Annotated in this window: 20 protein-coding genes and 1 pseudogene; 10 read left to right on the forward strand and 11 right to left on the reverse strand. The window is 62.4% G+C overall.

The window, feature by feature from the left end:
- Nucleotides 1-22: 22 nt before the first annotated feature.
- Nucleotides 23-1,243, reverse strand: coding sequence for a pyridoxal-phosphate-dependent aminotransferase family protein (locus PAQ31011_RS18120; protein WP_039396834.1), 1,221 nt, complete (start codon nucleotides 1,241-1,243; stop codon nucleotides 23-25).
- Nucleotides 1,244-1,430: 187 nt separating this feature from the next.
- On the opposite strand from PAQ31011_RS18120, the gene PAQ31011_RS18125 reads away from it, so the two are divergent.
- On the forward strand, nucleotides 1,431-2,147 hold the full coding sequence (locus tag PAQ31011_RS18125) for a GntR family transcriptional regulator (RefSeq protein ID WP_150577129.1): 717 nt from the start codon (nucleotides 1,431-1,433) through the stop codon (nucleotides 2,145-2,147).
- Between the two features lie 185 nt (nucleotides 2,148-2,332).
- Here the strand turns inward: PAQ31011_RS18125 and PAQ31011_RS18130 are convergent, their stop codons facing one another.
- Together PAQ31011_RS18130 and PAQ31011_RS18135 are read right to left on the reverse strand one after the other, a co-directional pair.
- Entirely contained in the window at nucleotides 2,333-2,989 is a 657-nt protein-coding gene (locus PAQ31011_RS18130) for a flavodoxin family protein (protein WP_150577130.1), read from the reverse strand.
- Between the two features lie 513 nt (nucleotides 2,990-3,502).
- Nucleotides 3,503-4,354, reverse strand: a complete 852-nt coding sequence (locus tag PAQ31011_RS18135) for an IclR family transcriptional regulator (protein ID WP_150577131.1) — start codon at nucleotides 4,352-4,354, stop codon at nucleotides 3,503-3,505.
- 266 nt (nucleotides 4,355-4,620) lie between these two features.
- Here PAQ31011_RS18135 and PAQ31011_RS18140 point away from each other — a divergent pair, with 266 nt between their 5' ends.
- The 8 genes from PAQ31011_RS18140 to PAQ31011_RS18175 all read left to right on the forward strand — a co-directional run bounded on the left by PAQ31011_RS18140 (nucleotide 4,621) and on the right by PAQ31011_RS18175 (nucleotide 12,773).
- Nucleotides 4,621-6,069 carry an NAD-dependent succinate-semialdehyde dehydrogenase gene (locus PAQ31011_RS18140; protein ID WP_150577132.1) on the forward strand — a complete coding sequence of 483 codons (1,449 nt, stop codon included), beginning with the start codon at nucleotides 4,621-4,623 and terminating at the stop codon, nucleotides 6,067-6,069.
- Between the two features lie 145 nt (nucleotides 6,070-6,214).
- Nucleotides 6,215-7,507, forward strand: a complete 1,293-nt coding sequence (locus PAQ31011_RS18145) for an ABC transporter substrate-binding protein (protein ID WP_084103494.1) — start codon at nucleotides 6,215-6,217, stop codon at nucleotides 7,505-7,507.
- 154 nt (nucleotides 7,508-7,661) lie between these two features.
- Nucleotides 7,662-8,558 carry a branched-chain amino acid ABC transporter permease gene (locus tag PAQ31011_RS18150; protein WP_039396822.1) on the forward strand — a complete coding sequence of 299 codons (897 nt, stop codon included), beginning with the start codon at nucleotides 7,662-7,664 and terminating at the stop codon, nucleotides 8,556-8,558.
- Nucleotides 8,555-9,571, forward strand: a complete 1,017-nt coding sequence (locus PAQ31011_RS18155) for a branched-chain amino acid ABC transporter permease (RefSeq protein ID WP_150577133.1) — start codon at nucleotides 8,555-8,557, stop codon at nucleotides 9,569-9,571. The genes PAQ31011_RS18150 and PAQ31011_RS18155 overlap by 4 nt, the downstream gene beginning before the upstream one ends.
- Before the next feature lie 10 nt (nucleotides 9,572-9,581).
- A complete protein-coding gene (locus PAQ31011_RS18160; RefSeq protein ID WP_150577134.1) occupies nucleotides 9,582-10,346 on the forward strand; it encodes an ABC transporter ATP-binding protein in 765 nt (254 codons plus the stop codon).
- Entirely contained in the window at nucleotides 10,339-10,980 is a 642-nt protein-coding gene (locus PAQ31011_RS18165) for a branched-chain amino acid ABC transporter ATP-binding protein (RefSeq protein WP_150577135.1), read from the forward strand. The genes PAQ31011_RS18160 and PAQ31011_RS18165 overlap by 8 nt, the downstream gene beginning before the upstream one ends.
- Before the next feature lie 38 nt (nucleotides 10,981-11,018).
- On the forward strand, nucleotides 11,019-12,179 hold the full coding sequence (locus PAQ31011_RS18170) for an iron-containing alcohol dehydrogenase (protein WP_150577136.1): 1,161 nt from the start codon (nucleotides 11,019-11,021) through the stop codon (nucleotides 12,177-12,179).
- A gap of 213 nt (nucleotides 12,180-12,392) precedes the next feature.
- The gene (locus PAQ31011_RS18175; protein WP_150577137.1) at nucleotides 12,393-12,773 is read left to right on the forward strand and encodes a DUF1801 domain-containing protein; all 381 of its coding nucleotides are present in this window, start codon (nucleotides 12,393-12,395) and stop codon (nucleotides 12,771-12,773) included.
- A gap of 107 nt (nucleotides 12,774-12,880) precedes the next feature.
- Here the strand turns inward: PAQ31011_RS18175 and PAQ31011_RS18180 are convergent, their stop codons facing one another.
- On the reverse strand, nucleotides 12,881-13,177 hold the full coding sequence (locus PAQ31011_RS18180; RefSeq protein ID WP_150577138.1) for a hypothetical protein: 297 nt from the start codon (nucleotides 13,175-13,177) through the stop codon (nucleotides 12,881-12,883).
- A gap of 147 nt (nucleotides 13,178-13,324) precedes the next feature.
- Here PAQ31011_RS18180 and PAQ31011_RS18185 point away from each other — a divergent pair, with 147 nt between their 5' ends.
- The gene (locus PAQ31011_RS18185) at nucleotides 13,325-14,038 is read left to right on the forward strand and encodes an autoinducer binding domain-containing protein (protein WP_246179642.1); all 714 of its coding nucleotides are present in this window, start codon (nucleotides 13,325-13,327) and stop codon (nucleotides 14,036-14,038) included.
- Here the strand turns inward: PAQ31011_RS18185 and PAQ31011_RS27015 are convergent.
- The 7 genes and pseudogenes from PAQ31011_RS27015 to PAQ31011_RS18215 form a co-directional block, all read right to left on the reverse strand.
- Nucleotides 14,025-14,603 carry an acyl-homoserine-lactone synthase gene (locus PAQ31011_RS27015; protein WP_425495117.1) on the reverse strand — a complete coding sequence of 193 codons (579 nt, stop codon included), beginning with the start codon at nucleotides 14,601-14,603 and terminating at the stop codon, nucleotides 14,025-14,027. The genes PAQ31011_RS18185 and PAQ31011_RS27015 overlap by 14 nt on opposite strands.
- Before the next feature lie 55 nt (nucleotides 14,604-14,658).
- Nucleotides 14,659-16,794: pseudogene (locus PAQ31011_RS18190) on the reverse strand (autotransporter outer membrane beta-barrel domain-containing protein); the annotation flags it as partial.
- 128 nt (nucleotides 16,795-16,922) lie between these two features.
- Nucleotides 16,923-19,175 carry an autotransporter outer membrane beta-barrel domain-containing protein gene (locus PAQ31011_RS18195; protein WP_150577140.1) on the reverse strand — a complete coding sequence of 751 codons (2,253 nt, stop codon included), beginning with the start codon at nucleotides 19,173-19,175 and terminating at the stop codon, nucleotides 16,923-16,925.
- Nucleotides 19,176-19,511: 336 nt separating this feature from the next.
- On the reverse strand, nucleotides 19,512-20,702 hold the full coding sequence (locus tag PAQ31011_RS18200) for a glycosyltransferase family 9 protein (RefSeq protein ID WP_150577141.1): 1,191 nt from the start codon (nucleotides 20,700-20,702) through the stop codon (nucleotides 19,512-19,514).
- Nucleotides 20,703-20,892: 190 nt separating this feature from the next.
- Nucleotides 20,893-22,542 (reverse strand): rhodanese-related sulfurtransferase, encoded by a 1,650-nt coding sequence (locus PAQ31011_RS18205; RefSeq protein ID WP_150577142.1) that lies wholly within the window; start codon nucleotides 22,540-22,542, stop codon nucleotides 20,893-20,895.
- Nucleotides 22,543-22,580: 38 nt separating this feature from the next.
- Nucleotides 22,581-23,246 (reverse strand): cysteine dioxygenase family protein, encoded by a 666-nt coding sequence (locus PAQ31011_RS18210; RefSeq protein ID WP_150577143.1) that lies wholly within the window; start codon nucleotides 23,244-23,246, stop codon nucleotides 22,581-22,583.
- Nucleotides 23,243-24,523: an acyl-CoA dehydrogenase family protein gene (locus tag PAQ31011_RS18215; RefSeq protein ID WP_150577144.1), complete on the reverse strand. Its 1,281-nt coding sequence runs from the start codon at nucleotides 24,521-24,523 to the stop codon at nucleotides 23,243-23,245. The genes PAQ31011_RS18210 and PAQ31011_RS18215 overlap by 4 nt, the downstream gene beginning before the upstream one ends.
- Nucleotides 24,524-24,774: the final 251 nt, after the last annotated feature.

A 24,774-nucleotide genomic window follows, 5' to 3' on the forward strand; every position in this document is an offset into this window, starting at 1 on the left:
GGTTAGGATTACTAACGGCAGGTTACGCGGCGACCTTGAGCGACGGTGTGTCCTTCGCGTGCGCCAGATAGTCCATTGCAGCAACAACACCCGAGCCAGCCAGCTTCACGCCGGAGATTTGCAGGCCCATTTCGCAGCCCGAGAGCGTTGCCATGAGCGTCAGATCGTTGCAGTCGCCCAGATGGCCGATGCGGAACATCGTGCCGCGAATCTTGCCGAGCGCCTGACCGAGCGACATATCGAAGCGTTCGTAAATGCGCTTGCGGACTTCGTCGGCATCCACGCCTTGCGGCATCACCACACCGGTGAGCACCGGGCTGTACACCGCCGGGTCCTGGCACTGAATCTCGAGACCCCAGGCGTTGACGGCGCGACGCGTCGCCTCCGCCAGACGCTGGTGGCGCGCGAACACGTTGTCCAGCCCCTCTTCCAGAATCATGTCGAGCGCTTCGGACAGGCCGTACAGCAGGTTCGTGTTCGGCGTGTACGGCCAGTAGCCGTTCTTGTTCGCTTCGATGATTTCCTGCCAGCCCCAGAACGCGCGCGGCAGCTTAGCTTGCTTGCCAGCTTCCAGCGCCTTGGGCGAGACAGCATTGAAGCTGATACCCGGCGGCAGCATCAGACCTTTTTGCGAGCCCGAGACGGTGACGTCGACACCCCATTCGTCATGGCGGTAGTCGGCCGAGCCGAGGCCCGAGATCGTGTCGACGAGCAGCAACGCCGGATGCTTGGCCGCATCGATGGCGCGACGCACGGCCGCGATATCGGAGGTCACACCGGTGGACGTTTCGTTGTGCACCACGCACACCGCCTTGATGGCGTGACCAGTGTCTTCGCGCAGACGCGCTTCGATCATGTCCGGCTGTACGCCACGACGCCAGCCGTCGGTGCCCGGCAGACCGATGAACTCCGGCTTGAGGCCGAGGTTTTCGGCCATCTTCTTCCACAGCGTGGAGAAGTGTCCGGTCTCGAACATGAGCACGTGGTCGCCCGGCGAGAGCGTGTTCGTCAGCGCGGCTTCCCACGCACCGGTGCCCGACGCCGGATAGATCACGACGGGCTGTTCAGTCTTGAAAATCTTCTTGATGTCGGCGAGCACCTTGCGACCGAGCGCACCGAATTCGGGGCCGCGATGGTCGATCGTCGGATAGCTCATGGCGCGCAGAATGCGATCGGGCACCGGGCTCGGGCCAGGGATCTGCAGGAAATGGCGACCCGAGGGATGGAAATCGAGCTTCAACATGAACGTCTATCTCCTCTTGAAAAATTCGTTTTTGAATTTTGCATTCAAAATACTTTAGCAGAGCGGATGACTTTCGCAAGGGGTGAGAAGCGTTTTAAATACAGTCGTTTACCCTAGAGATACGGACGCCTGATACCGTGCGTTACAATCGCGACCATGACGCCTGATGCCGATTTGATGATTTTGAATGCAAAAAATGGATAACACGTCGACGATTGCCGCCCCCGAAATCCCGCGTGTCGAGCGCCTGCGATTGCACGACACTGTCGTCGAGCACCTGCGCCGCCTCATCATCGAGGGGGTGCTCTCCCCCGGGGTCAAGCTCAACGAACGCGAGTTGTGCGAGACGCTGGGTATCTCGCGCACGCCACTACGCGAAGCGTTCAAGGTGCTGGCGGCCGAAGGGCTGATCGAGATCGCACCGAATCGCGGCGCGAGCGTCGCCCGCATGACGGAGAAGGAAATCCGCGAGATGTTCGAGCTGATGAGTGCGCTCGAAGCATTCTCGGGGGAGTTGGCGGCCGAGCGTATGACAGTCGTCGAACTCGCCGAGATCAAGGCATTGCACTACGCCATGCTCGCGTGCCGCGCGCAGCAAGACCTGCCGGGCTACTACGCGCGCAATCAGGCGATTCACGATCGCATCAACGAAGCGGCGCGCAACGGGGCATTGCGACAGACTTATGTGGCCATCAACCGTCGGCTGATGGCGCTGCGCTTTCGCTCGAACTTCCATTCGGACAAGTGGGATCGCGCCATCAACGAGCATGAGCAGATGATCGACGCGTTGGAGAAGCGCGACGGCAAACGACTCGGTGAGATTCTGCGCAAGCATTTGCTCGCCAAGCGCGACGCCGTCCTGCAAATTCACGCCGAACCGGCAAGCGACGCGCCAAGCAACTGACGCGACGCATCTCACCAACACCGCGCCAACAACAAACGAGAAACGACAAACGGCACGTGAGTGCATTCACTCAACGTGCCGTTCTTCTTTGCGACTGACGTTGTCGCGACCTTCTCTGCGGCTGTCTTTGCCGCGCAATGCCTCGCTTCGCGTCGGACCGGCCGACGCTTCACGTCTACGCGACGTTACAGCCGACGCTCTGCCGCCTCCAGCGCACGACGCGCCAGGACTGCCGGCGACTCAAGCACTTCTCCGGCAAGACGCGCGACAAGCGACGCCACATTACGACCGTACTGCTTGCCAGCAATGACATCGGCCGGATCGAGCGCATAGGCCGCGTCGACTTCGACGCCCGGGGCCGTGACCGCCGGGAAATCACCGGCGAAGCGCGTGATCGGCGATCCAGCCGAGCCACGCATTTCGAAGTCGGCGTCGTCCGCTTGCGCATCGGCCCACACCATGCCGTGCTGTGCAGCCAGCGCGGCAAAGTAATCCAGCGTGTTGCGCTTGTCTTCGCCGGAACGGCAGCTGAACGAGAATCCGCCCGCAACCTTGTTGCGCCAGCTGCGCGCGCGCCACATGCCCGTGGTCGCGTCGGCGAAAGCCTTGAATGCGGCGGCAACGCCGCCCTGAAATGCCGGTGCACCGAAGATGATGGCGTCGGCGGCAGCCAGACGCGACAGCATGACTTCGTCGTGCCATTGATTGCCGATAAGCTGATGCGGCTCGATGCTGAACAGTTGGGCGTGTGCGCCCGCGTCATTCACACCCTGTGCGACCGAATGGGCAATCATGGCGGTTGCGCCGCCCTGCGAGTAATAGACGATTGCGATATTGGACATGGCGTAGTGCTTCCCTATTGGATGTCCGCCCCATGGCACCGCCGGGATCGCGCTTCCCTACGCTTCCTCTGGCTGTCTGGACATCAGTCAAGGCCAGATAATGCCAGTGATAACCCCTAGGGAATAGCCCGCATTCGTGGACATGACTGTTCCGCTAAAGATAACAATCGAACGAATGCAGGACGCTGTCGCTTCGCGAGCACGAAACTGACAGGAAGATGACGCGGCGCTGACAGTGCGCCGCCATGGGCGCCACCGGCCGAAAAGCCCCGCGCAGCAAGGCGCAACGGGTGAGTGAACGGGATAGCCCCGACAGGCGGAGCCCAATGCTCATGCCCCCACCTTTGGCAGGGGCAATTATAGGAAGATTCGAGGTACCCGACAGTGCAGGGTGCGCCGGAAGGCGCCAAACAGTTCCCGCAAACCGCTTGAGTTCGACTCAACGACGCACGAATTTTCCGTGCGTGTTTTTCTTCGTCGACGGTGCGGCCTCAGTACCGACGCATCACCGGTTCAGCGTCGCGACGTTGCCCCGGCAGGTGCCCCAAGTCGCACCGACAGCTGATCGGCCAGTTCGCGCATCTGGCGTCCGATGCGCTGGCCGGTCTGCGCATCGATCTCATTCGTCAGGAAACTCACCGCCAACCCGGCGACCGCACGCTCGCCGCTCGCGTCGAACACCGGCGCGCCGAAGCAGATCATGCCTTCGCGCATTTGCCCGTTATCGATCGAGTAGCCGTCGCGACGCACCTGCGCCATCTCTTCGGCCAACGCGGGATAGGTGCCGACGCTCGCACGCGTGAGCGGTGCAGGCCATGCACCGGCCAGCAGATCGGCCGCCTCGCCCGGCGGCAATGTCGAGAGCATGGCTTTGCCGGTCGCCGTATAGGGTGCGGGCAAGCGCATGCCGATACGAAACGTCACGCCCAGCGGGCGGTTGCCGTTGTGGCATGCGAGATAGATCACTTCCGCGCCATCGAGCACGGAAAGCGTGACGGTTTCTTCCGAGAACGCACGCGACGCCTCCCAGACCGCCCGGAACTCCTCGGTAATGTTGGTCTGCGAAAGGAACGCATTCGCCCATCCCATCACATACGACCCCATCGTCATACCGCCATTGGCATGACGCTTCACCAGACGCAGCTTGACCAGCGTGTCGCACAGCCCGTGCAGCGTGCTCTTGGGCACGCCGGTTTCCCGCGCGAGATCGGCCAACGCCACCGGCTCCGATGCCGCCGCAATCACATCGAGGACATGCACGGCACGCACAACCGCCGGTGCCGTGGTCTTCATCGGCTCATCGGAATGGACCGCAGCAGCGGTCGGAGAAACGTTGGCAGGCAGATCGAGTTTGCGCTTTGGCATGAATCGGGGATCTCGGGAATCTCAGGAAACGGCGTCGATTTCGTAGGGATGGTTCGGGTCGCGAGCCAGGTGACGAGAAACTCGCCGCCAGCATGGTACGGGCAAGTCATTCTCATTCTGGCCTAGGGAAAACCCCTTAGTTGCACCTAAAACGTTCAATACGTAGAATCACATTCAATACATAGAATACCGTTCAATAGATAGAACGGCAAGCAACAACCCGAGACACTGCCCATAGGAAACGCCGGTTCGCCCGGCCTACTGCCATGCAACTCAAAGACACCCACCTTTTCAAGACCCTTGCGTGGGTCGACGGTCAATGGATCTCGGCCGACAGCGGCAAGACGTTCGACGTGCTCGACCCGGCGACCGGCGAAGTGCTCGCCACGGTGCCGGAACTCGGCGCGGAAGAAACCACGCGCGCCGTGAGCGCCGCCGAGGCCGCCCAGAAGTCTTGGGCCGCCCGCACCGGCAAGGAGCGCGCCAATGTGCTGCGCCGCTGGTTCGATCTGATGATCGCGAACACCGACGACCTCGCGTACCTGATGACCCGCGAACAAGGCAAGCCGCTGGCCGAAGCCCGCGGTGAAATCGCTTACGCGGCCAGCTTCATCGAATGGTTCGCGGAAGAAGCCAAGCGTGTGGACGGCGACGTGCTCGCCACGCCCGCCGCCGACAAGCGCCTTGTCACCATCAAACAACCGGTCGGCGTTTGTGCCGCCATCACGCCGTGGAATTTCCCGGCGGCGATGATCACGCGCAAGGTCGCCCCGGCACTGGCGGCCGGCTGCGCCATCGTGGTCAAGCCGTCCGAACTCACCCCGCTGTCGGCATTCGCACTGGCTGAGCTGGCGCATCGTGCCGGCATTCCTGGTGGCGTGTTCCAGGTGGTCACGGGCGACGCTCGCGCTGTGGGCGGCGTGCTGACGTCGCACCCGAGCGTGCGCAAGCTGTCGTTCACCGGCTCGACCGGCGTGGGCCGTCTGCTGATGGCGCAGTGCGCCCCCACGGTCAAACGTCTGTCGCTGGAACTGGGCGGCAACGCACCGTTCATCGTGTTCGACGATGCCGACATCGACGCCGCCGTCGAAGGTGCACTCGCGGCGAAGTACCGCAACGGTGGTCAGACGTGCGTCTGCGCCAACCGCTTCTACATTCAGGACGGTGTCTACGACGCCTTCGCCGAGAAGTTCGCCAAGCGCGTGGCGGAGATGAAGGTCGGCAACGGTCTGGAAGACGGCGTGGTCATCGGCCCGCTGATCGAAGGCAAAGCCGTAGACAAGGTCGTGACGTTGGTCGAAGACGCGAAGTCGCGCGGCGGTCGCGTGCTCGTGGGCGGTGAAGCGCATGCACTGGGCGGCACCTACTACACGCCGACCGTGATCGCAGACGCCACCTCGCAAATGCGCATGGCGCGCGAAGAAATCTTCGGCCCGGTCGCCCCGCTCTTCCGCTTCACGCGCGACGCCGACGCCATTGCGCTGGCGAACGACACCGAATTCGGCCTCGCCGCCTATCTGTATACGCGCGACATCGCCCGTGCGTGGCGCACGTCCGAAGCGCTCGAGTACGGCATGGTCGGTCTGAACACGGGCCTGATCTCCAACGAAGTCGCGCCGTTCGGCGGCATCAAGCAATCGGGCGTGGGCCGCGAAGGCTCGCGCTACGGCATCGAGGAATACCTCGAAATGAAGTACCTGTGCCTGCAAGTGTGAGGTAGGCGGCCTGCCGGGCACATCTTCGGAAAACACCTGGCAGGCCCGGGCACCGCACCGGGGCATCAGACTCCGCACGTTCATAAATCGACATACATCGACTCCCATCGACGTACGCGTCGCAACACCACCAAAGGAAACCAGTATGAAGCGCGTTATCCAGCGCGGCATGAAGCCGCTCGCTCTCGCACTTGCGGCCGGCGCCGCGATCGCCTCGGTTGCCACCACGGCACACGCCGATGCCAAGCCGATCAAGATCGGCATCGTGACCTTCATGTCGGGTGCTGCCGCCGGTCCCTTCGGCGTGCCGGCCAAGAACGCCGCCGAAGTCACCGCTGCCGAGCTTAACGCCGGCAAGGTGCCTGCCCCGTATGCCACGAAGGGCTTCGGCGGTGCGCCGATCGAACTCGTCTACATCGACGAAGCGGGCAGCACGAGCAAGCAGGTCAGCGAATACCGCAACCTGTTGAACCAGGGCGTCGACTACGTCGTGGGCTACACCTCGTCGGGCAACTGCCTGGCGATCGCACCGGTGGCCGAAGAAATGAAGAAGGTCACGCTGTTCTTCGATTGCGGCACGCCGCGCGTGTTCGAAGACGCGAGCTTCAAGTACGTCTTCCGTCCGGTGGCCACGGCCACGATGGACAACGTCGGTGCGGCCCGCTACGTCGCCGAGCGCAAGCCCGATCTGCAAACGTACGCCGGTATCAACCAGAACTACGCCTGGGGTCAGGACGCCTGGGCCGACTTCGAAGGCACGCTCAAGTCGCTCAAGCCGAACGCCAAGTCGGTCAGCTCGCAAATGCCGCAACTCGGCGCGGGTCAATACAACGCTGGCATTTCGAGCCTGCTCGCCGCCCACCCGGACGTGCTGCATTCGAGCTTCTGGGGCGGCGACCTCGAAGGTCTCGTCGTGCAGGCCGGTCCGCGCGATCTGTTCAAGAAGTCGCTCACGGTGCTCACCGCCGGTGAGACCGCCACGCACGGCAAGACGCGTCTGCCGGACGGCGTGATCATCGGTGCACGCGGCATGTACGGCATGTTCGCGCCGGACAACGCGCTGAACCGCTGGCTGCGCACCGCCTACAGCGCCAAGTTCAACGATACGCCGAGCTACCCGTCGTACAAGATGAACCAGAGCATCCTCGCGCTCAAGGCCGCTTACGAGAAGGCACAAGCCGCGAACGGCGGCAAGCAGCCCACGCCCGAGCAGGTCATCGCCTCGTTCGAACACCTCGCCTTCGAAGCCCCGGCCGGCAAGATCGGTCTGACGCTGGGCAAGGGACACCAGGCCGCGCAAGGCACCGCGTTCGGCATCGTGAAGAACGTGAACGGCAAGGTCACCGTGACGGACGTGAAGCAGTACTCGATCGCCGAAGTCACGCCGCCGGAAGGGGTTAAGTCGGCCGACTGGATCAAGGGCGGCCTGAAGCACTAAGCCATCCCCGGCCCATCCAGCATCAACGCAAGACTTAAGCATCAAGATCGGGAGGACGGGCGAGCCTCGTCTTCCTCGCAATAAAGCGGTACCCGCAAAGCCTGCGTCGTGGCGACTGCCCGCGCGCGGCTTTGCGTTCCAAGGAGAATGCGAGATGTCGCAGATCTACGCCGTCCTGGTGGACGGGGTGATGTACGCCGCGTGGCTGTTCCTGGTTGCTCTGGGACTGACCCTCGTCTACGGCGTGCTCAAAATCTTGAACATGGCGCACGGCAGCCTGTACGCGTTGGGCGCGTACGCTGGCGTGACGTTGATCGGCCCGTGGGTTGCCCAGGGCGGCAATCTTTACGTGAGCTATCTGTTGCTCGTGCTGGCGGCCATCGTCGCGGGCGGAGCCATCGGCTTCATCATGGAGCGCGGCATTCTGAAGCGCTTCTACGGGCAGGACCCCGTGGTGTTGCTGCTCGTCACCTATGCGCTCTTCCTCATCATGGAAGACGCCATCAAGCTCGTCTGGGGCGTCGATCCGTACTCGGTCTCGGAGCCGTACAGCTTCCTCGGCAACTTCGACCTCGGCGACCTCTCGTACCCGAACTACAACTTCCTGATCGTGGGCGTGGCGCTCGTCGCGGGCATCGGCCTCACGGCATTCCTGAAGTTCACCCGCAGCGGCCGTTTGCTGCGCGCCGTGATTCACGACCGTGAAGTCAGTCAGGCGATGGGCATTCGCGTGAGTCGTTATTTCGTGGTGACGTTCATGGCAGGCGCAGTGCTCGCCGCCATCGGCGGCGCGCTCACCGCACCGACGGTGTCGGTCGCACCCGGCATGGGCGTGGAGATCGTGGTGCTCACCTTCGCCGTGGTCGTGATCGGCGGGCTGGGTTCGCTGCCCGGCGCAGCGTTCGGTGCGTTGCTCGTGGGTCTGGTGCGCGCGAGTGCCGTGCACTACTGGCCGCAAGGCGAGTTGTTCTCCATCTACATCGTCATGGCGCTGGTGCTGGCTGTGCGTCCGAAAGGCATCTTCGCTCCGCTGGAGGCTCGCAAGATATGAGTTCCGCAATCTGTTCCCAACTGCGCGCGCCCGGCACGTGGCTCGCGGTGGTCGGTTTCGTCGTCATCGGCGCGGCAGGTCTCGCTCTGCCCCAATGGCAATTTCTGGTCTCCGTGGCGTTGTCGAAGGGCATCGTCGCACTGGGTCTCGCGCTGCTGCTGCGCACGGGTCTCGCTTCTTTCGGTCAGGCGTTGTTCTTCGCGGTCGGCGCATATTGTGTCGGCCTCGGCATGAACTACTACGGCCTGACGGAGCTGTTCGCGCTGCTCGCCGTCTCGATGATCGTGTCGGCCGTGCTCGCCTTCGTGCTGGGCTTTTTGCTCGCACGCTATCGCGACATCTTCTTCGCGATGCTCACGCTCGCACTGTCGATGATCTGCTACGGCCTGCTGCTCAATAACGTCGAGCTTGGTGGCAGCGACGGCTTCAACGTGAACGCCCCGACACTCGGCAGCAGCGCCGAGCCGTGGCAGCTCACGGGCACGAACCTGTTCGCGGTGGGCTTCATTGCCGCCATCGTGTGCGTGATGGCCGTGGCCGTGTACATGCGCTCCACGCAGGGACGCCTCGGCCCCGCGATCAAGGACAACGAGATCCGCGTGGAATATCTGGGCACGTCCGCCCGTCGCAACATTCATCTGACGTATGTGATCGCGGGCGCGCTCGCCGGTCTGGGCGGCGCGTTGCAGGCGTTCAACATCGGTCACATCGATCCGGACATGGCGTTCTGGACCACCTCGGGCGAATTCGTCTTCATCGCCGTGCTCTCGGGCACCCGCTTCGCGTTCTCGCCGTTCATCGGCGCGTTGCTGCTCGAAGTCGCGCGGGCGATGGCGTATCGCTACGCACCGAACACGTGGCAAATCGTGATGGGCGCGATCATGCTCGCGATCATCGCCTTCCTGCCGGGTGGTCTCACGAGTCTGGGTCTGGGGCGTCGCAAGACGACGGCTGCACATCCCGTCACGCAGACGGCGACTGCGAAAGCCAGCACTTCGGCCGACGCGGCATAAGGGGCACGAGATGGCATCGACACACATCATTGAGGCTACGGGCCTGCACAAGACCTTCGGGAGCGTGACGCCCGCGAAGGACATCACCGTCAATATCGACGCACAAAGCGTGGTCGGTCTGATCGGCACGAACGGCGCAGGCAAGACGACGTTCGTGAACATGCTCACGGGCTACATCAAGCCGGATCGCGGCGAGATCATGTTCCGAGGCAAACGCATCACGGGGCTCGCGCCGCGCAAAATTACGCGGCTGGGCATTGCGCGTTCGTTCCAGATTCCGCAGTTGTTCGGCTCGCAGACTGCGCGCGAGAACATCGAGATCGCACTGGCGATTTCGGGTTTGTCGGCGGATCTGGCGAACGAGAGTCTTGCGCGTCTGGGCGTGCTGGAGTTTGCCGACATGATCTCCGGCACCTTGCCTGAAGGCGTGCGCAAACTGCTCGACATCGCGCTCGCGATGGTCTGCAAACCGGAAGTCCTGCTGCTCGACGAGCCGACGTCCGGCGTTGCAGCGGAAGAGAAATTCGACGTGATGAATCGCGTGCTGGATGCCGCGCGTGCACTGGGCATTACGGTGCTGTTCGTGGAACACGACATGGAAATCGTGCGCCGCTACAGCGACCGCGTGCTGGCGTTCTGCGACGGCCGCATTCTGGCGGACGCTACACCCGACGTGGTGCTGGCCGACCCGCAGGTGCGCGAGTTGATCATTGGCGAGACGGTGGCTGCAGCGCCGTCGTCGGGAAATATGGCTGGCGAGGTAGCCCATGCTTGAAGTCGGAAATCTGAATGTGCGCTTCGGCGCGACGGACATTCTGCGCGGCGTACAGTTCTCGGTACCCAAGGGCGCTATCGTCGGTCTGATCGGCCGTAACGGCGCGGGCAAGACGACGACGCTGCGCGCCATCATGGGTCTCGTGAAAGCAAACGGCGGCACGCTGACGTTCGACGGCGTGGATCTGGTCAAGGCACCGTCGCACGAACGCACGGCGCTGGGCATCGGCTATGCACCGGAAGACCGCCGTCTGATTCCGGACATGACGGTCGAGGAAAACCTGTGCGTGCCTGCGTGGGCGCTCAAGGCGAAAGATGTGCAAGCGCGCCTGGACAAGGTCTACCGCATCATTCCGGAAGCCCGCGAGTGGGCCCCGCGCCGCGCCTTGCAATTGTCCGGTGGCCAGCAGAAACTGGTGGCCGTCGGTCGCGCGCTGATGACGAGCTCGCGTCTGCTGATGCTCGACGAGCCGTTCGAAGGCGTGGCCCCGGCGCTCTCGAAGCGTATTGCCGAAGTGATCGGCCAGATGCGCGGCGAAGGCCTCGCCGTCATTCTCTCGGGCGCGGATTTGCAGCACGCCGGTGCCGTGCTCGATAACGTCTACCGGATCGATCGCGGCCAGATGGTCGCGTGAGTTTCATCAAGTCTCATTAGGAAAATAGGAAAGCGATCATGAACGCATTTCGTTTCCAGACGGTCCCCACCGTCGTTGTGGAATTCGGCGCAGCGCGCCGCCTGGGTGCGCTGCTGCGCGAACAGTTTCCGTCGGCCAAGCGCCTGTGCGTCGTCACGGACGGCTTTTTGCATAAGAGCGGTCTGCTCGCACCGGCACTCGCCGATCTGACGAAGCACGACTGGCAGGTGTCGGTCATCGACGACGTGATCGCCGATCCGCCCGAGCACGTGGTACTCGAAGCCGCCGAGCGCGCTCGCGCGGCAGATGCAGAAATCGTGCTGGGTCTGGGCGGCGGCTCGTCGATGGACGTGGCCAAGCTGCTCGCGGTACTGCTGCCGGGCACGCAGTCGATCAAGGAAATGTACGGCGTAAAGAAGGTGACGGGCACGCGCCTGCCGCTGGTCCAAATGCCGACGACCGCCGGCACCGGTTCGGAAGTCACCGCCGTGTCGATCGTGACGACCGGCGAGACGACGAAGATGGGTGTCGTCGCACCGCAACTCTTCGCGGATCTTGCGATTCTCGACGCGGAACTCACGCTCGGCCTGCCGCGCGCGGCCACCGCCGCCACCGGCATCGACGCGATGGTGCACGCCATCGAAGCGTATACGTCGGCACATCTCAAGAATCCGATCTCGGACATGCTCGCCGTGAAGGCGCTGGAATTGCTCTCGCGCAATCTTCTGCCCGCCTGCAACGACGGTGCGAACCGCAACGCCCGCGAAGCCATGCTCGTCGGCGCGATGTTTGCCGGACAGTCGTTCGCCAACTCGCCGGTGGCCGCTGTGCACGCGCTCGCCTATCCGATCGGTGGCATCTTCCACGTCGCCCACGGTTTGTCGAACGCGCTCGTGCTCTCACACGTCATGCGTTTCAACGCGCCCGCAGCCAGCAAGCTTTACGCAGAACTTGCCGACGTCATTCTTCCCTTGAAAGCGACCGGCAGCGATGAAGCGAAAACCGATGCGCTGATCGGACACATCGAGTCGATGATCGTCGACACCGCAATTCCTCGCACACTGCGCGATGTCGGCGTCAAGCAGGACGACATCGGCCGTATGGCCAGCGACGCCATGCTCCAGACCCGCCTGCTGGTGAATAACCCGCGCGAAGTCTCCGAAGCCGACGCGTTCGCGATTTACTCGGCGGCGTTCTGATTCCATGCTGGCGATGCGTCGACGCCCATCGCGCTAGCCAGCCCCCCCGACGGACCGGGGCTCCCTTCCGCCCCTCAGACATAGACCCAACTCGGTTCAGAAGGGAGCCCCGGTCCGTCTCCCGCCTTCCCCCTCCCCGGAAACCCTTCTGTCTTCGTTAGAATTGAGCGCGACACCGCGCGCAGCCTCTTTTCTCTCACGGAGACGCTCGACATGAAGAAGGCCTTCCCCTCCCCCGCCGAAGCCTCTGCACTCATCGACGCCCGCATCGCTGAACTCCCAGACTGGCGCGGCGAGATCCTTGCCCGCCTTCGTGCCATCGTCACCCGCGCAGCCCCCGATATCGTCGAAGAGTGGAAATGGCGCGTGCCCGTCTGGTCTTGCGACGGAATCCTATGTACCGGCGAAACTTATAAGGCCGCTGTCAAACTGACCTTCCCCAAGGGCGCTTCGCTTCCCGACCCTACTGGTCTCTTTAATGCGAGCCTCGAAGGCAATACCCGACGCGCCATCGATTTCCGTGAAGGCGATACCATCAACGAGAAAGCGATAATCAATCTCATTCGCGAAGCCATCAAAGCGAATCGCGCGTGACGTTGACCACATCCGATAAATGAACATTTAATTATTGCTTGCCCACGCAATCGCCAATCATTAGAATTACCGATAACGATTCTCAACAAAACAATGAGCAAAAAATTTCAAGCAAAACCGCTCAAAAAAAGAGGGTCCGTTTCATACAAAATCCTTGATTCTAGGTCGAAAAAAACAACAAAAAAATATCTCGAAATTCGAGGAGTCTCGTTTTTCAATATTTTCAATGCATTCATTGAAATCGCGTTAACCGGTTGATATTCTTCAGCGCATCGGTGTACGGAACCAAGTTCATACATGCGGTTAGAGCCGCCCGGCATCGATACGGAAAGCTTTCGATTTGTTGCATTGCCACGGCGTGCGAAACGATTGCCAACGTTAGCGACACCATCTTTTTGCAGCACTCAATTTAAATATTCCGAAGCAGCAGCACGACCCAGGGGCCGACACGGCATTTTTTTGCCGTGATGGCGTCGTTCGCGCTTTCGGAATCGGTGTCTCTAAAAAACAGTTGAACGCACAAGCATCGAATTATTTCCCCTGGAGACATCATGTCTGCCTTGATGCACCTGCTCGAAACGATTCATGACGATTGCAGCGGGATCACCGATTCCCATAAGCTTTTCCAACGTATCGATTCGTTTTCGAAACGTATTGGGTTTGACTATTGTTGCTACGGATTTCGGCACCATCGTAGTGCTACGCAGTCCGAAGTTCGGGTCTTCGACAGCTATCCGACCGGCTGGATGGAGCACTACGGCAAGAGTGGATTTCTCGACATTGACCCGACGGTCGCCGTCGGCGCACACACCGAACGGCTGTTGTCCTGGCAAGACCCGCTACTGCCCCGCGCCGACAAGCTATGGCGCGACGCGAACGATTTCGGGCTGAACCACGGCGTTGCGCGCTCCAGCTGGGGGCCGCATGGGGAGTTTGGCTTGCTGAGCTTCGGTCGGTCGACAGAGGTGCTTACGCCCGTCGAAATGAATTCGCTTCAGGTGGGTATGGGCGTGCTGTCGAATTACACGCACGAATCGATGAGCCGCCTATTGCGCCCGCAACGCCCGCCGTTCGATGTGGCATCGCTCTCGACGCGCGAACGCGAAGTGCTGTTATGGACAGCCGAAGGGAAAACCGCCGACGAGATCGGCGATATTCTCGGCATCTCCACACGCACGGTGAATTTCCACATCCGCAACTGTCTCGACAAAACCGGCTGCCGAAACAAGGTGCAGAGCGCGATCCGCCTCGTTATGTGGCGCTAGTGCTTTCGCGCGGCAGAATCACATCTGCCGCCTCGCACGGCGTGCCCCAGGGGGCCGCCGGCTGGGCGGCAGTGATCTCGCTGATGAGGCCAAGTGCAGCGAGCGTCTGCGTATCGAGATCGATGCGGTAAGCCGCCACCCAGCGGCCATCGATGCGATACGCCGCGCCGAGTTTGTGAGTCGGCACGCCAAGACGCACGAACAGGCGAGCGAGACTTACGAACGTCACGCCGATGAGTCGGCGCGCGCCCAACGCTCTCGCGGTGAAGACTGCGGCACGCAGCAACTCTCGTGTGCCGGCCATCGACGCGTCCTTCTGTGTTGCGGGTGCGTCGTCGGACTTCGGCGAATCCCACGCAAATCGGGACAACTCCCACACGCGGGACACCACGGCACTCCCACCGCCATCGCCGCAGTGAAAATCCGGTGCGTCGTCCATGCCGTCGACGTCCACAGCGGCGTTCAAATCGTCCACAAGGTGCCGGAAATGATCTCGTAGTAGATAGCGATGCGTGGCGGGCAACAGGCGCGCACAGCCGACTATCGCGTCCTCGTTGCCACGCAAGGTGACGTAGACGGTGTCGTCGTGATCGTATTCGTCGGACTCTTCGCCTTCCCGAAATGTCCTGCTGCAAATCGATGCCGTTCACACGGACCGAGTTGCTGCGAACGAACTCGTGCGTCACCGCAACCTTGCCGTACGGCTGGAACGTGCCTTTCGACGTCTCGAACGTCTGGCCGAAATGCATACCGACCGTGCCGAGCAGCGACTTCGTGCTACTGGTCTCGGCATGCATGCCGTTGTCCAGCGTGAAGTCCGTGCCGCTGGCCCACATGCCTGCCACTTGTCCGAACGGCTCGATGAACCAGCGATTGCCGAATTCGATCTTGCGACCGACTTCCGCCGACAGGCCCACACCATGGTTGTTGAAGTCGCCCTTGCTGCGCGTGCCATCGCTCATGCGCACATCCAGCTCCGAGCCGAAGTGGTTGTACTTCAGCACACCGTCGAAGTAGTAACCGTTATTGCCCAGCCAGGTGGCATAAGCGCCTACGGTGTGGCTTTCGATGGTGCCGTTCGAACCGTTGTTGAACTTCAACCGGCTCGTGCTGGTACCGAACATGCCACCCACCAGCCAGCGACCCGCGTCGTTTCGCGCCACGACCGCATCGCTACCGCCAATGACACCCCATTGATTCTGGTTGTAGCCCGTACCCGCTGCGGGACGCGCATTGTATTTGCTACCGAACACACGAGCCCAGGTGCCGCCCTCATCGCCCTCACCCAGTCGCACTTCACCCAATCGCTGACGCAGCACAGTGTGCTCACCCAGCCACGCGGTCGGCAATGCGTTGTGGATGTTGACCGTCGCGTCGGTACCCGGCGTCAACTCTTCAGTTTTCTCCAGATACCACGACTGCTCGCCACCCGCGTCGCCCGTGGATTTGAGCACATACGAGTACACACCGGCATCCACCTTGTCGCCCACAAGCGAGAACGTGCCGTCGCCGGCCCCCTGTTCGACCAGAAGCTGTGTCTCGACGCCGCCTTCGGTCCCGGTGTTCTTAACGTGCAACTGGTGCTCGCCGGTCGCGTTCTCCACGTCGAGCAGATCAGCGCCGCCCAGTTGCAGGTCTGCTTGCATCTGGAAGGTGCCGTTGCCTGACAGATCGGCGACGTCGAGCGTATGGAAAGTGCCTGCGGCCGCAGTGCCGTGGATGTCGATGAACCCGCCGTCCATCGTGATCTTGGCCATCTCCTGATCGGCGGTCAGCGCCCATTTGCCGTTCGAGTTGACGGCCAGCGAATCGACGCCGATCAGCTTTCCGGTGATGGAGCCATAGTTTTGCAGCGTCAGATCCAGCGTCGCGCTGCCGTCGCTCACGATGTCGCCGGTCAACTGGGAGTTATCGACGCTCACGGTCGAATCGAGACCATCTCGCAGTTCGATCAACACGCCATTCGAGCCTGTGATCGTGGTGCCGTTCTCAATCTCAAGCACCACCTTCTTACCTTCCCTATCGACAGGATCGGCCTGAATCAGAATGCCGGGACCATCGGTGCCTTCGATGTGCGTTCCGTTCAGGACAGCTCGCGATTCATCTCGGCTGACGCCGCTCGACAGCCAGATGCCGTGATCACCCGTCACGCTCCCCCCGAAGATGTGAACTTCGGAATCGCGAGAATACACGCCGGCAGTTTTCTCGCCGTTGGGGTTCGGGCGTGGCGTGGCGCGGATGTGCGAATCTTTGAGAAGGAGCGATGCACTCCGGCCCAAGTGCACGCCAAATCCAACGCCCGTAATCGTGGAGTTGAACACCGACGCCCCGGAGGGCTTAACGTTCTGCCCCCCGGTACCGAGCCACAACCCGACACCGTTCTCGCTCGAAATGTGAGAGTTTCGGACGATTGCGGTCGAATTCTCAAGCGCGAGACCGCCGTTCATACCGACAGTGCCATGCACTCGCACGCCATCGAGATTCAGATGGCTATTTTCATTGACGCGGATCCAATTCGTCTCTGTGCCCGGGTTGACGGTCAATTGAGAGCCGTTGTTCACGACCCAGGTTTCTGAAGGATCACCCGGCGCGTCAAGCGTGTGTTCGCCGCCGTCGCTGATGATCCGGGCCTGCGCGGTGACGCTCAGACACGCGAGCAGGAGCGCAACACCCTGTGCGATACGGCTCGGAAAAAGAGACGAAGACGCAGGAGAATGGGGAGATGCGGCATCGCGCCGCTGGCTGGTCGTACGCATGATGGTCGTTTCCAAAAATGATCAAAACGACGCGAAGCGTACGGACACCTCCCACTAAAACTTAATTTTTGCGATGAAAAACACCAATATTCATCGAAATTCACCGATATTCCACCGCACTCACCGATTCAGAACGTGTAACGCACCCCCAATTGAACACCCCAGGGCTGGTTGATGTGACGGCCGACACTCGATTCCACTTCCGAATAGATCTGAAGATTGCGGCGCACTTGCCCCGTCACCCCTGCGCCGAACTCGAAGCGCGTTCCTGACAGATCACTGTTGAAACCAATACCGTTGACGACGACCTGATTGCTCTTGATGAACTCCTGAACCAGCGCGAGCTTCAGGTAGGGTTGGATCAGACCACCGCCGGAGAGCGCCAGTGTCTTGCCAAACGCAGCCCCCACGCGCAGTTGCACCGAGCCGGTATGCGCCGTACTGGATTGCATGCCGTTGGTTAGCGTGAAGTCGTCTCCGCCTACGCGCAGCAATGATAGGTGCGCATAGGGTTCGAGGAACCAGTCGTCGTTGAATTTCATATGACGGCCAAACTCGAACGTGGCACCGACGCCGTTTTCACCGAAACTGCCGTGCGCGCCTTCACCATCGCTCATGATCACGTTGGCATCGTTCTGGAAGTGGTTGTAGCGCACCACGGTCTCGAAGTAGTAACCCGTTGCGGCGAGCCACGTGCCATAGAGACCTGCCGTGTAGCTGTTCACACCACCGGTCGAGCCACCGTCAAATGAGAGCTTGCTGTGGCTGGTACCGAGCAATGCGCCGACCAGCCATGTGCCGCCCCAGGCCTTCCCGACGACGGCGTCGGCACCGCCCATGACGCCGTATTGGGTCTGTCTGTAATCGACACCGGAGACCGGCGTCGCATGAAACTGCTTTCCATAGGTCCGAATCCATGCGCCGCTATTGCTCTGGTCTGCGAGACGGACATCGCCAAGACGGGTGCGCAGAATCGCCTGCTCGCCCTGCCAGACTGTCGGTGCTACGCCGGAAATACCGATGACGGTCTGAGCGCCCGGCGTCAGATCCGGCCCACCCGGGTCGCCGGGATCGTGCGGATCGGTCATGAGCACCCAGTTGTTCCCATCCTGACGCAGGTCGTAGCTATACACGCCGGCGTCGACTTTGCCACCCACCAGCGAGAATGCAGCGCCGCCGCCGCCGGTCGTCACCACGGTCAAAGGTTGGATTTGCGGCGGTTCCGCGCCGGTGTTCTGGATGTGAAGTTGGTAGCTGCCGGTCGCGTTGCCCGTCACCGCCAGCAAATCGCCGGTGTGGGTCGCGATGTTGGTGCCCATCTGGAAGTCGCCGTTACCGGAGAGTGTTCCGAGCGTCAACGTGTGGAAGGTTCCGGTACCGGCCGCCGTGCCCGAAATATTGATCGTGCCGCCGTTCATGGTCACGGTCGGCACCGTGTTGTTCGCCGTCAGGTTCCACTTGCCACCGGAATTGACGGCGAGCGAATTGAGATTGACGAGAGAGCCCGTCAGTGACGCATTGTTCTGTAAAGTCAGATCGACAATCGCGGTGCCGTCTCCGGTCACGTTCCCCGTCAGTTGTGAATTGTCGACGGTCACCGTCGAGGTCATAGCGCCGACGGCTTTGATGACGTTGCCGTCGCTACCGGTAATCGTAGTGCCGTTCTCGATATTGATGGTTGCCGTTGGGCCATCGGTAATGCCGTTCTGAGGCTGGATGAGGATGCCGGCCCCGGCGTTCCCGGTCAGTGACGTGCCGTTGAGGGTCGTCGTCGAGGCGACACCGCCCGTCCCCGTGGCGACCCACATACCATTCTGGCCCGTCACGCTACCGCCATTAATGACCAAGGTGGAAGCGAAGTTGGCAACACCGGATTGAAATGGGTCCGGGCCGTTGGCGCTCAACGTCGAGTTGTTGATCGTCAATACCCCTCGCGCCCCCACGGACGCACCGAACAGCACGCCCGAGAGCGTACTGTTGTTGATGGTCACAATAGGTTGAACGGTAGACCCACCGGCCGCCCCCAATGCAACGGCTGTCGAACGAGTGCTGGTGACAGAACTGTTCGAGATGGTGCCCGAGGTATTCAGAAACTGAATGGCTGAGTTCACGCCCACGGTTTGCAGCACCGTCGCTCCATCCATGTTCAGCGTGCTTCCCGTGGAGAGCGTGATGAAGTTGGTCGCCGCCCCCGGTTCGACTGTCAGCGAACCGCCGTTGATGACACTCCACGTTTCCGCCGGGTTTCCCGGTGCCGCAACGGTTTGAGCAACACCGTCCACGATCGCCGCATGGGCCTGAGCCGCCAGGCACGCCACACAGACCGCGACGGCATGTGCAATCGGATGACGCGCAAGCGTCCTGGGCTTTGACGTTTTCATACGGTTCTCCTACACAAAGGCATGACAAACCGATTGATGCGACAAGACCGGCGGTCGCCCCCACCAGGCGATCCGCCGACAAACAAGCCCCTTCACCCCCCCCTGATTGCCCGACCTCGTGGACTGTCGGCCGCACCCCGTCTTATTTGCAAGGGAAAACCCTATGCAATCATGGGGTTGCGACATCTTTATTGATTGAAAGTTAGGTTCAGACGGCCGAAATCGCACCTGTCAACGTTGACAGGTGTCAAGGCGAAGCTTTCGTGTAATGCTCGGGACGCGGCCGTCCCGACGCGAGAGGCGTTCGGGAGCGGCGCAAGGTCGGAGAAATGCCCCTCAGCGGGCACCGCCGGAGGCGGAAGACGGCGCTGACGGCGACTTCGCCAGATCAGGCAGATTCGGGATAAACGACGGCGTAGTGGCCAGCGTTGCGATCATGGTCTCGGCAAGCTCCGCCGGATCGACCGCGCTCACGTCGCTTTCCGTTTGCAGCGGCGTGGACTGGCAGCGCGGCGTGAGACGCAGATAGGGCGGCTCGGCGGCAGCAAACAGCGTCACGCTCGGCGCGCGTGTGGTGTGGGCTACATGCATCAGCCCGCCGTCTGCGCCGACGAACAGCGATGCGTTCCCAATCACTCGCTTGGCATCGCGCAACGTCAACTGACCGACGAACGACACCAACTCCAGATGCCGGAACTTTGCCTCCATGAGCGCCTTGGCGGCATCGGCACCGTTGCCCGAACCCAACAACACGATGCCAGTGGGCAAGCCGGGGGCATACGCTGCGTCATAGGCGTCGAGGCACGCATGCCAGTGGGCATAAGTCCGGCGCGGCTCTACACCGCCCATCGCCAGCACCACGAACGGCCCTGACGGCAGTTGATTCACGACGGCTGCCGGCAAGTCCGTCTCTTCACGCAGATACGGCTTTGCCTGTGTAAAGAGTTCGTCCGGTCCCAGTTGCAGGCCGAAGACATCGTTGACGGCCGCCAGACTGAACTGCGTCTGATTCCGGTCCGGTCCGTGGAAAAAGCGGAACAGGCACGCGAACGGCAGCGTCGCGAAAAAGCGGCGTTTGATGCGCAGCGTCGGGTAGTTGAATTCCTGCATGACGACAACGTCGTAATCGGCCGGATTCACGGCCGCCGGATCGTCGAAGACGTTGCGAAAGATGTCGTCGCCCTCGAACACCGCCTTGAGTCCTGGGCTGATGAGCAGATCGATGGGACCTTCGCGCCCGCGCAGCAACGCACGGCCCGACATATCCATGACGGCGTCGCCCACGGAGTGCTTTCCGCCGTAAATCCACAACACACGTGCGTGCGGCGCGACGTGCCGGACCTCATGGCGCGGTTGGCCACTCATCGCGAGACGCAGACGGCGATGGAGGTATTTTTTGGCGACGGTGAACGCCGACGTGCGTTGCATGAAGACGTCGGGCTCGTGATACACCCACGCGTAGGGAATGCGGGTGCTCGGCTCGGTGAGCGCCTCCAGTCGGCGGGCGATGAAACGCGGAAGTGGCATGGTCGGTTCGAAAGCTGGGCGGCCCTATCGCGGTATCGCGATATCGCCGGCCCACTCATCGCCGATCTGCGAGATCGAATTTGCAGGCCGTCGCAGGGCAGCGCCGGAAGTTCGGGAGTATGCCACGGGCGCACCGCCGGGACGGTTCGCGTCCCGGCAGATTCGGACAAATGCCCTCTACGCTGACGACCTACACCACCGCAAAGTGATGCGTGCCGTCGCGATGCAGTTGATCAACGAGACCGAACTCCCAATCGAGATACGCCTGCATGGCTTCCGCTGCGTTGTCGGTGCCTTCGTACGGACGGCGATAGCGGTCGTCACGGGCGCTAGCCAGATGCGTCTCTCCCGTCTCAAGCGGCAACCCGGCGTTAATCCACGCCTGCGTGCCGCCATCGAGTACCACGATCTCGGCGTCGGTCAGACGCCGCAGGTCGGCTGCCGCAAAGCGCGCCAGCAGGCTGGAGCCGCACGTCAGCACATAACGCTGCACAGGGCCAATCGTGCGCAGCGCTTCGGCCAGACGCGCGCGAATCACGAACCATGCGCCCGGGACATGACGTTTGACGTAATTCACGCCTGACGTGAAGTCGAGCACCGCGATCTGTCCGGGCGCGGCTTCCTCAAGCCAGCGCGCGAGCAGCGCAGGCGTCACGGTCGCGACCTCCGGTGCGCTCGGCGTGTGCAGCGGCCAGCCGCCCTGCGCGCTACGTGCATGCGCGCTGTGCGGCTCCACGACATACACCGTCCACCCCATTTGCGCGAGCCACGAGCCGGTCATGTCGGCGCGTACGCCGTCATCGTCCGCCAATACGATCCACGCGCCGCGCACCGGTGCCTGATGATCCGTTTCCTGCACGAGCTGACCGCCCTGTGCGTTGGCGAAATCCGGCAGATGCCCCGCCGCATACTCCTCCGGTGTACGCACGTCGAAGCGATAGACGGTGCGTCCCGGCGCATTCAGCGACGGCACGTCGTCCAGCGCGATGCGACGCACCCCCGCACGATCCGCCACAGCGCGCGCCCCTTCACGGGCAACGGCCAGGGTGGCCTCGCGCACCGTGGCCGGATGACGGCGGTCTGCGCCGCGCTCCAGCGTCTGACCGGCGAGCGTCCAGCCGATGGTGCCGTTACGCAGCGCAGCCACGGGATTCGGCAGTCCGGCGTTCACGAGCGATTGCGTGCCGATGATGCTGCGCGTGCGTCCTGCGCAATTGACGATCACGCGCGTGGCCGGGTCCGGCGCAAGCTCGCGAACCCGCAGCACCAGCTCGGCACCGGGCACGCTCGTCGAACCGGGAATGTTCATCGTCTGATATTCGTCGAAGCGTCGGGCATCGACGACCACGACGTCGGCATCCGCATCGAGCAGTGCCTGCACTTCCTGCGCCGAGAGCGACGGCGTATGACGCAGCCCTTCGACCCACTCGCCGAACGCTTTGCTCGGCACATTCACATCGCGGAAGACTTCGCCACCGGCGGCAATCCAGCCGTCAAGACCGCCCGCCAACAGATTGACGTCGGTGTAACCGAGCTTGCGCAGCACGGCGGCTGCGCGCGGCGCGAGGTCTTCGCCAGCGTGCACGCCGTAGACGACGATGCGCGTGTCGCGACGCGGAATGCGCGCCCACGCGTCGATCTCCACGCGCGAGAGCGGCAGGTTGGCGGCCCACAGCGGGTGCGTCTGCGCGAACGGGTCTTCTTCACGTACGTCGAGCAGTGCGATTTCCTCGCGCGCGAGCAGCGCGGCGCGCACGTCGGCATAGGTCAGTTCGGGGAAGTCTGCGGCCTGCGAGGGCGCATCGTGGGTCGTGTGGTTCGGATACTCGGACACGGTCATTCCTTGAATTCGTCAGATGTCGAAACGTTGATGCTTGTTCATTGCTGGTCGGCGGGCGGTGCGGCCTTACCCCACGGATTGGGCAACTGCGCGTTGGCGTAGCCTGACACGAAACCCTTGCGCTCGCCCGTCTCCGTAAAGACGCTGCGATGCACCGCGCCGATGTTCGCGCCATAAACGTGGATGCTCACGGACACGCGATCGGCATACACATTGCTCACGCGGTGAATGTCGCCCAGCCGTGGCGACAACACCTCCACATCGCCCGGCAAAAGCCGAACCGCTTCACCCGCCACGACGGGAACGCCCTTCGCGTCGAGCACATACGGTTGCGAGTCTTCCGAGCCGCGCAGCATACCGATCAGGCCCCACACAGTGTGGTCGTGAATCGGCGTGCGTTGCCCCGGCCCCCAGACGAAGCTCACGATGGAGAAACGCTGCGCCGAATCGCAGTGCAGCAAGAACTGTTGGTAATGGTCGGGATGGGGTGTGGCGAACGCGTCCGGCAGCCAGTCGTCGCGGGCCACCAGTTGCGCGAGCAGGCCCGCGCCCTCTTCGAGCAGCGTCGTCTCGTGCGGACGCCGCTCCAACAACCGCGAAAATGCGGCGACGAAGGTGCGCAAGGGATCGAGCGCGTCGTAATCGTGAGCCGGCAGGTCGCGCGACAACGCGATGCCATCCAGCACTTCGGTCGTACCAGTCATGCGGATTCCCGGAAAGCAGCGAGCGTCTGCCGGCCGGCAGCGCTCAGAATGGTGTCGTTTTGCGGCGTGTGGATACGGCTGCACAGCACGTCGCGATGATAGCGCTCAAGCGGGTTGTTGCGCGAAAGCCCGTGATTGCCCGAAAGCTGCAAGGCCAGTTCAAGGGCACGGATCGCATTACCCGTCACCGTGAACTTTAGCGCACCGCTGGCGATATCGTCATCGGGTTCTCCCGCATCGGCCGCCTGCGCCGCCGCGTCCAGCAGACGCTGGTTGACGTGCAACAGCGCCGCGATCTCGCCGACCGTCTCCTGAATACGCGGCACGGTGGCGAGCGGCGCGCCGAGATTGCCCGGCACGCGGGTGTTCAGGAACGTCACGAGCCAGTCGACGCCGGCACGCGCCACGGCATCGTAAAGCGTGCCCAGCAGCACGCTCATCCATGCCTGTTGTTCGATGTGCGCGTCGTTGTCGCGCTGTCCGATGCCCGCCGGTGCCCATTCGTTCGGTGGACGAATATCGACGGCGTTGCCGAACGGCAGATCGATGTCCTCCAGAATGACCTCATGACTCGCAGACGCGCGCAGCCCGAGGTGATCCCAGTTCTGCACGACGCGAATGCCCGGGCGGTCCGGCGAGTGCTCCGGCCCCACCGGACGCGGCACCAGGAACACCCCGACGCGCGGCTCCGCTTCGTCGGTACGCGCCCAGACGGACAGCCAACGCAATGCGGGAATGCCGGTGCAATAGAGCTTGCGGCCGGACAAACGCCAGCCCGTCTCGGTGCGTCGCGCGATCGTCGATGGCAACCCGCCCCGGGCAGGCGTCCCCAGATCCGGCTCCACGCGCAGCGCGTTGATCAACGCGCCGTCGCGCACCGCGCTCTCGAACACCGTGCGGCGCTGCGCCTCGGGCCAGCGCGTGCTTTCGCGCACAAGCGAGCGGTGTTGGAGATACGTCATCGTCAGCACAAGCGCGGTGGCCGATTCGCCTTTGGCGATGGCCCCGATGACGTGCCGAGCCACCGTCAGCCCGCCACCGCCCCCACCCGCCGCACGCGGCACCACTTCCGCGATCAGCCCGTGGCGATGCAGCAGTGCGAAGTTGTCGAACGGGAAACGAGCATCGCGATCAAGCGCAGTTGCACTCTCAGCCAACGCGCGTGTGATCGGAGGCAGAAGCGCATCGAGTTGCGCGTGACGTGCGGGGCCATCTCCACTTGGCTGGGGCGGCAGCGTCAGCACCGCCCCGATAGGTGCGAGACCTGAAGCATTCATGATTTTGGAATAAGCAAATACGCGTTCGACGCAGGGTGCGCCGCGCTACGCAGTGCCGCTAGCGTAAGGCTCGGCGATGCCATGCCCAACCATCCATATCGAATAATCTTTGCGTAAATGATTATTTAACGCTCGATGATTGTTTGCGTAGGCTCACTCCCATTCACCGTCTGATCCGATCGATGGGCGTGTAGCGCAAACCGACCCACGTCGCCGTGCACGCGTCCCTTACCCCACAAGGAGAACGTCGT

The organism is Pandoraea aquatica (genome assembly GCF_902459565.1).
Lineage (GTDB): Bacteria > Pseudomonadota > Gammaproteobacteria > Burkholderiales > Burkholderiaceae > Pandoraea > Pandoraea aquatica.

What these genes read in the sequence shown, in the direction of transcription:
- PAQ31011_RS18200 (WP_150577141.1), bottom strand. Translation starts at nt 20,702, where the DNA reads ATGCCACTTCCGCGTTTCATCGCCCGCCGACTGGAGGCGCTCACCGAG.
- PAQ31011_RS18205 (WP_150577142.1), bottom strand. Translation starts at nt 22,542, where the DNA reads ATGACCGTGTCCGAGTATCCGAACCACACGACCCACGATGCGCCCTCG.
- PAQ31011_RS18210 (WP_150577143.1), bottom strand. Translation starts at nt 23,246, where the DNA reads ATGACTGGTACGACCGAAGTGCTGGATGGCATCGCGTTGTCGCGCGAC.
- PAQ31011_RS18185 (WP_246179642.1), top strand. Translation starts at nt 13,325, where the DNA reads ATGTCTGCCTTGATGCACCTGCTCGAAACGATTCATGACGATTGCAGC.
- PAQ31011_RS18135 (WP_150577131.1), bottom strand. Translation starts at nt 4,354, where the DNA reads ATGCCAAAGCGCAAACTCGATCTGCCTGCCAACGTTTCTCCGACCGCT.
- PAQ31011_RS18130 (WP_150577130.1), bottom strand. Translation starts at nt 2,989, where the DNA reads ATGTCCAATATCGCAATCGTCTATTACTCGCAGGGCGGCGCAACCGCC.
- PAQ31011_RS18215 (WP_150577144.1), bottom strand. Translation starts at nt 24,523, where the DNA reads ATGAATGCTTCAGGTCTCGCACCTATCGGGGCGGTGCTGACGCTGCCG.
- PAQ31011_RS18145 (WP_084103494.1), top strand. Translation starts at nt 6,215, where the DNA reads ATGAAGCGCGTTATCCAGCGCGGCATGAAGCCGCTCGCTCTCGCACTT.
- PAQ31011_RS18160 (WP_150577134.1), top strand. Translation starts at nt 9,582, where the DNA reads ATGGCATCGACACACATCATTGAGGCTACGGGCCTGCACAAGACCTTC.
- PAQ31011_RS18175 (WP_150577137.1), top strand. Translation starts at nt 12,393, where the DNA reads ATGAAGAAGGCCTTCCCCTCCCCCGCCGAAGCCTCTGCACTCATCGAC.
- PAQ31011_RS18140 (WP_150577132.1), top strand. Translation starts at nt 4,621, where the DNA reads ATGCAACTCAAAGACACCCACCTTTTCAAGACCCTTGCGTGGGTCGAC.
- PAQ31011_RS18150 (WP_039396822.1), top strand. Translation starts at nt 7,662, where the DNA reads ATGTCGCAGATCTACGCCGTCCTGGTGGACGGGGTGATGTACGCCGCG.
- PAQ31011_RS18195 (WP_150577140.1), bottom strand. Translation starts at nt 19,175, where the DNA reads ATGAAAACGTCAAAGCCCAGGACGCTTGCGCGTCATCCGATTGCACAT.
- PAQ31011_RS18155 (WP_150577133.1), top strand. Translation starts at nt 8,555, where the DNA reads ATGAGTTCCGCAATCTGTTCCCAACTGCGCGCGCCCGGCACGTGGCTC.
- PAQ31011_RS18125 (WP_150577129.1), top strand. Translation starts at nt 1,431, where the DNA reads ATGCAAAAAATGGATAACACGTCGACGATTGCCGCCCCCGAAATCCCG.
- PAQ31011_RS18120 (WP_039396834.1), bottom strand. Translation starts at nt 1,243, where the DNA reads ATGTTGAAGCTCGATTTCCATCCCTCGGGTCGCCATTTCCTGCAGATC.
- PAQ31011_RS18165 (WP_150577135.1), top strand. Translation starts at nt 10,339, where the DNA reads ATGCTTGAAGTCGGAAATCTGAATGTGCGCTTCGGCGCGACGGACATT.
- PAQ31011_RS18170 (WP_150577136.1), top strand. Translation starts at nt 11,019, where the DNA reads ATGAACGCATTTCGTTTCCAGACGGTCCCCACCGTCGTTGTGGAATTC.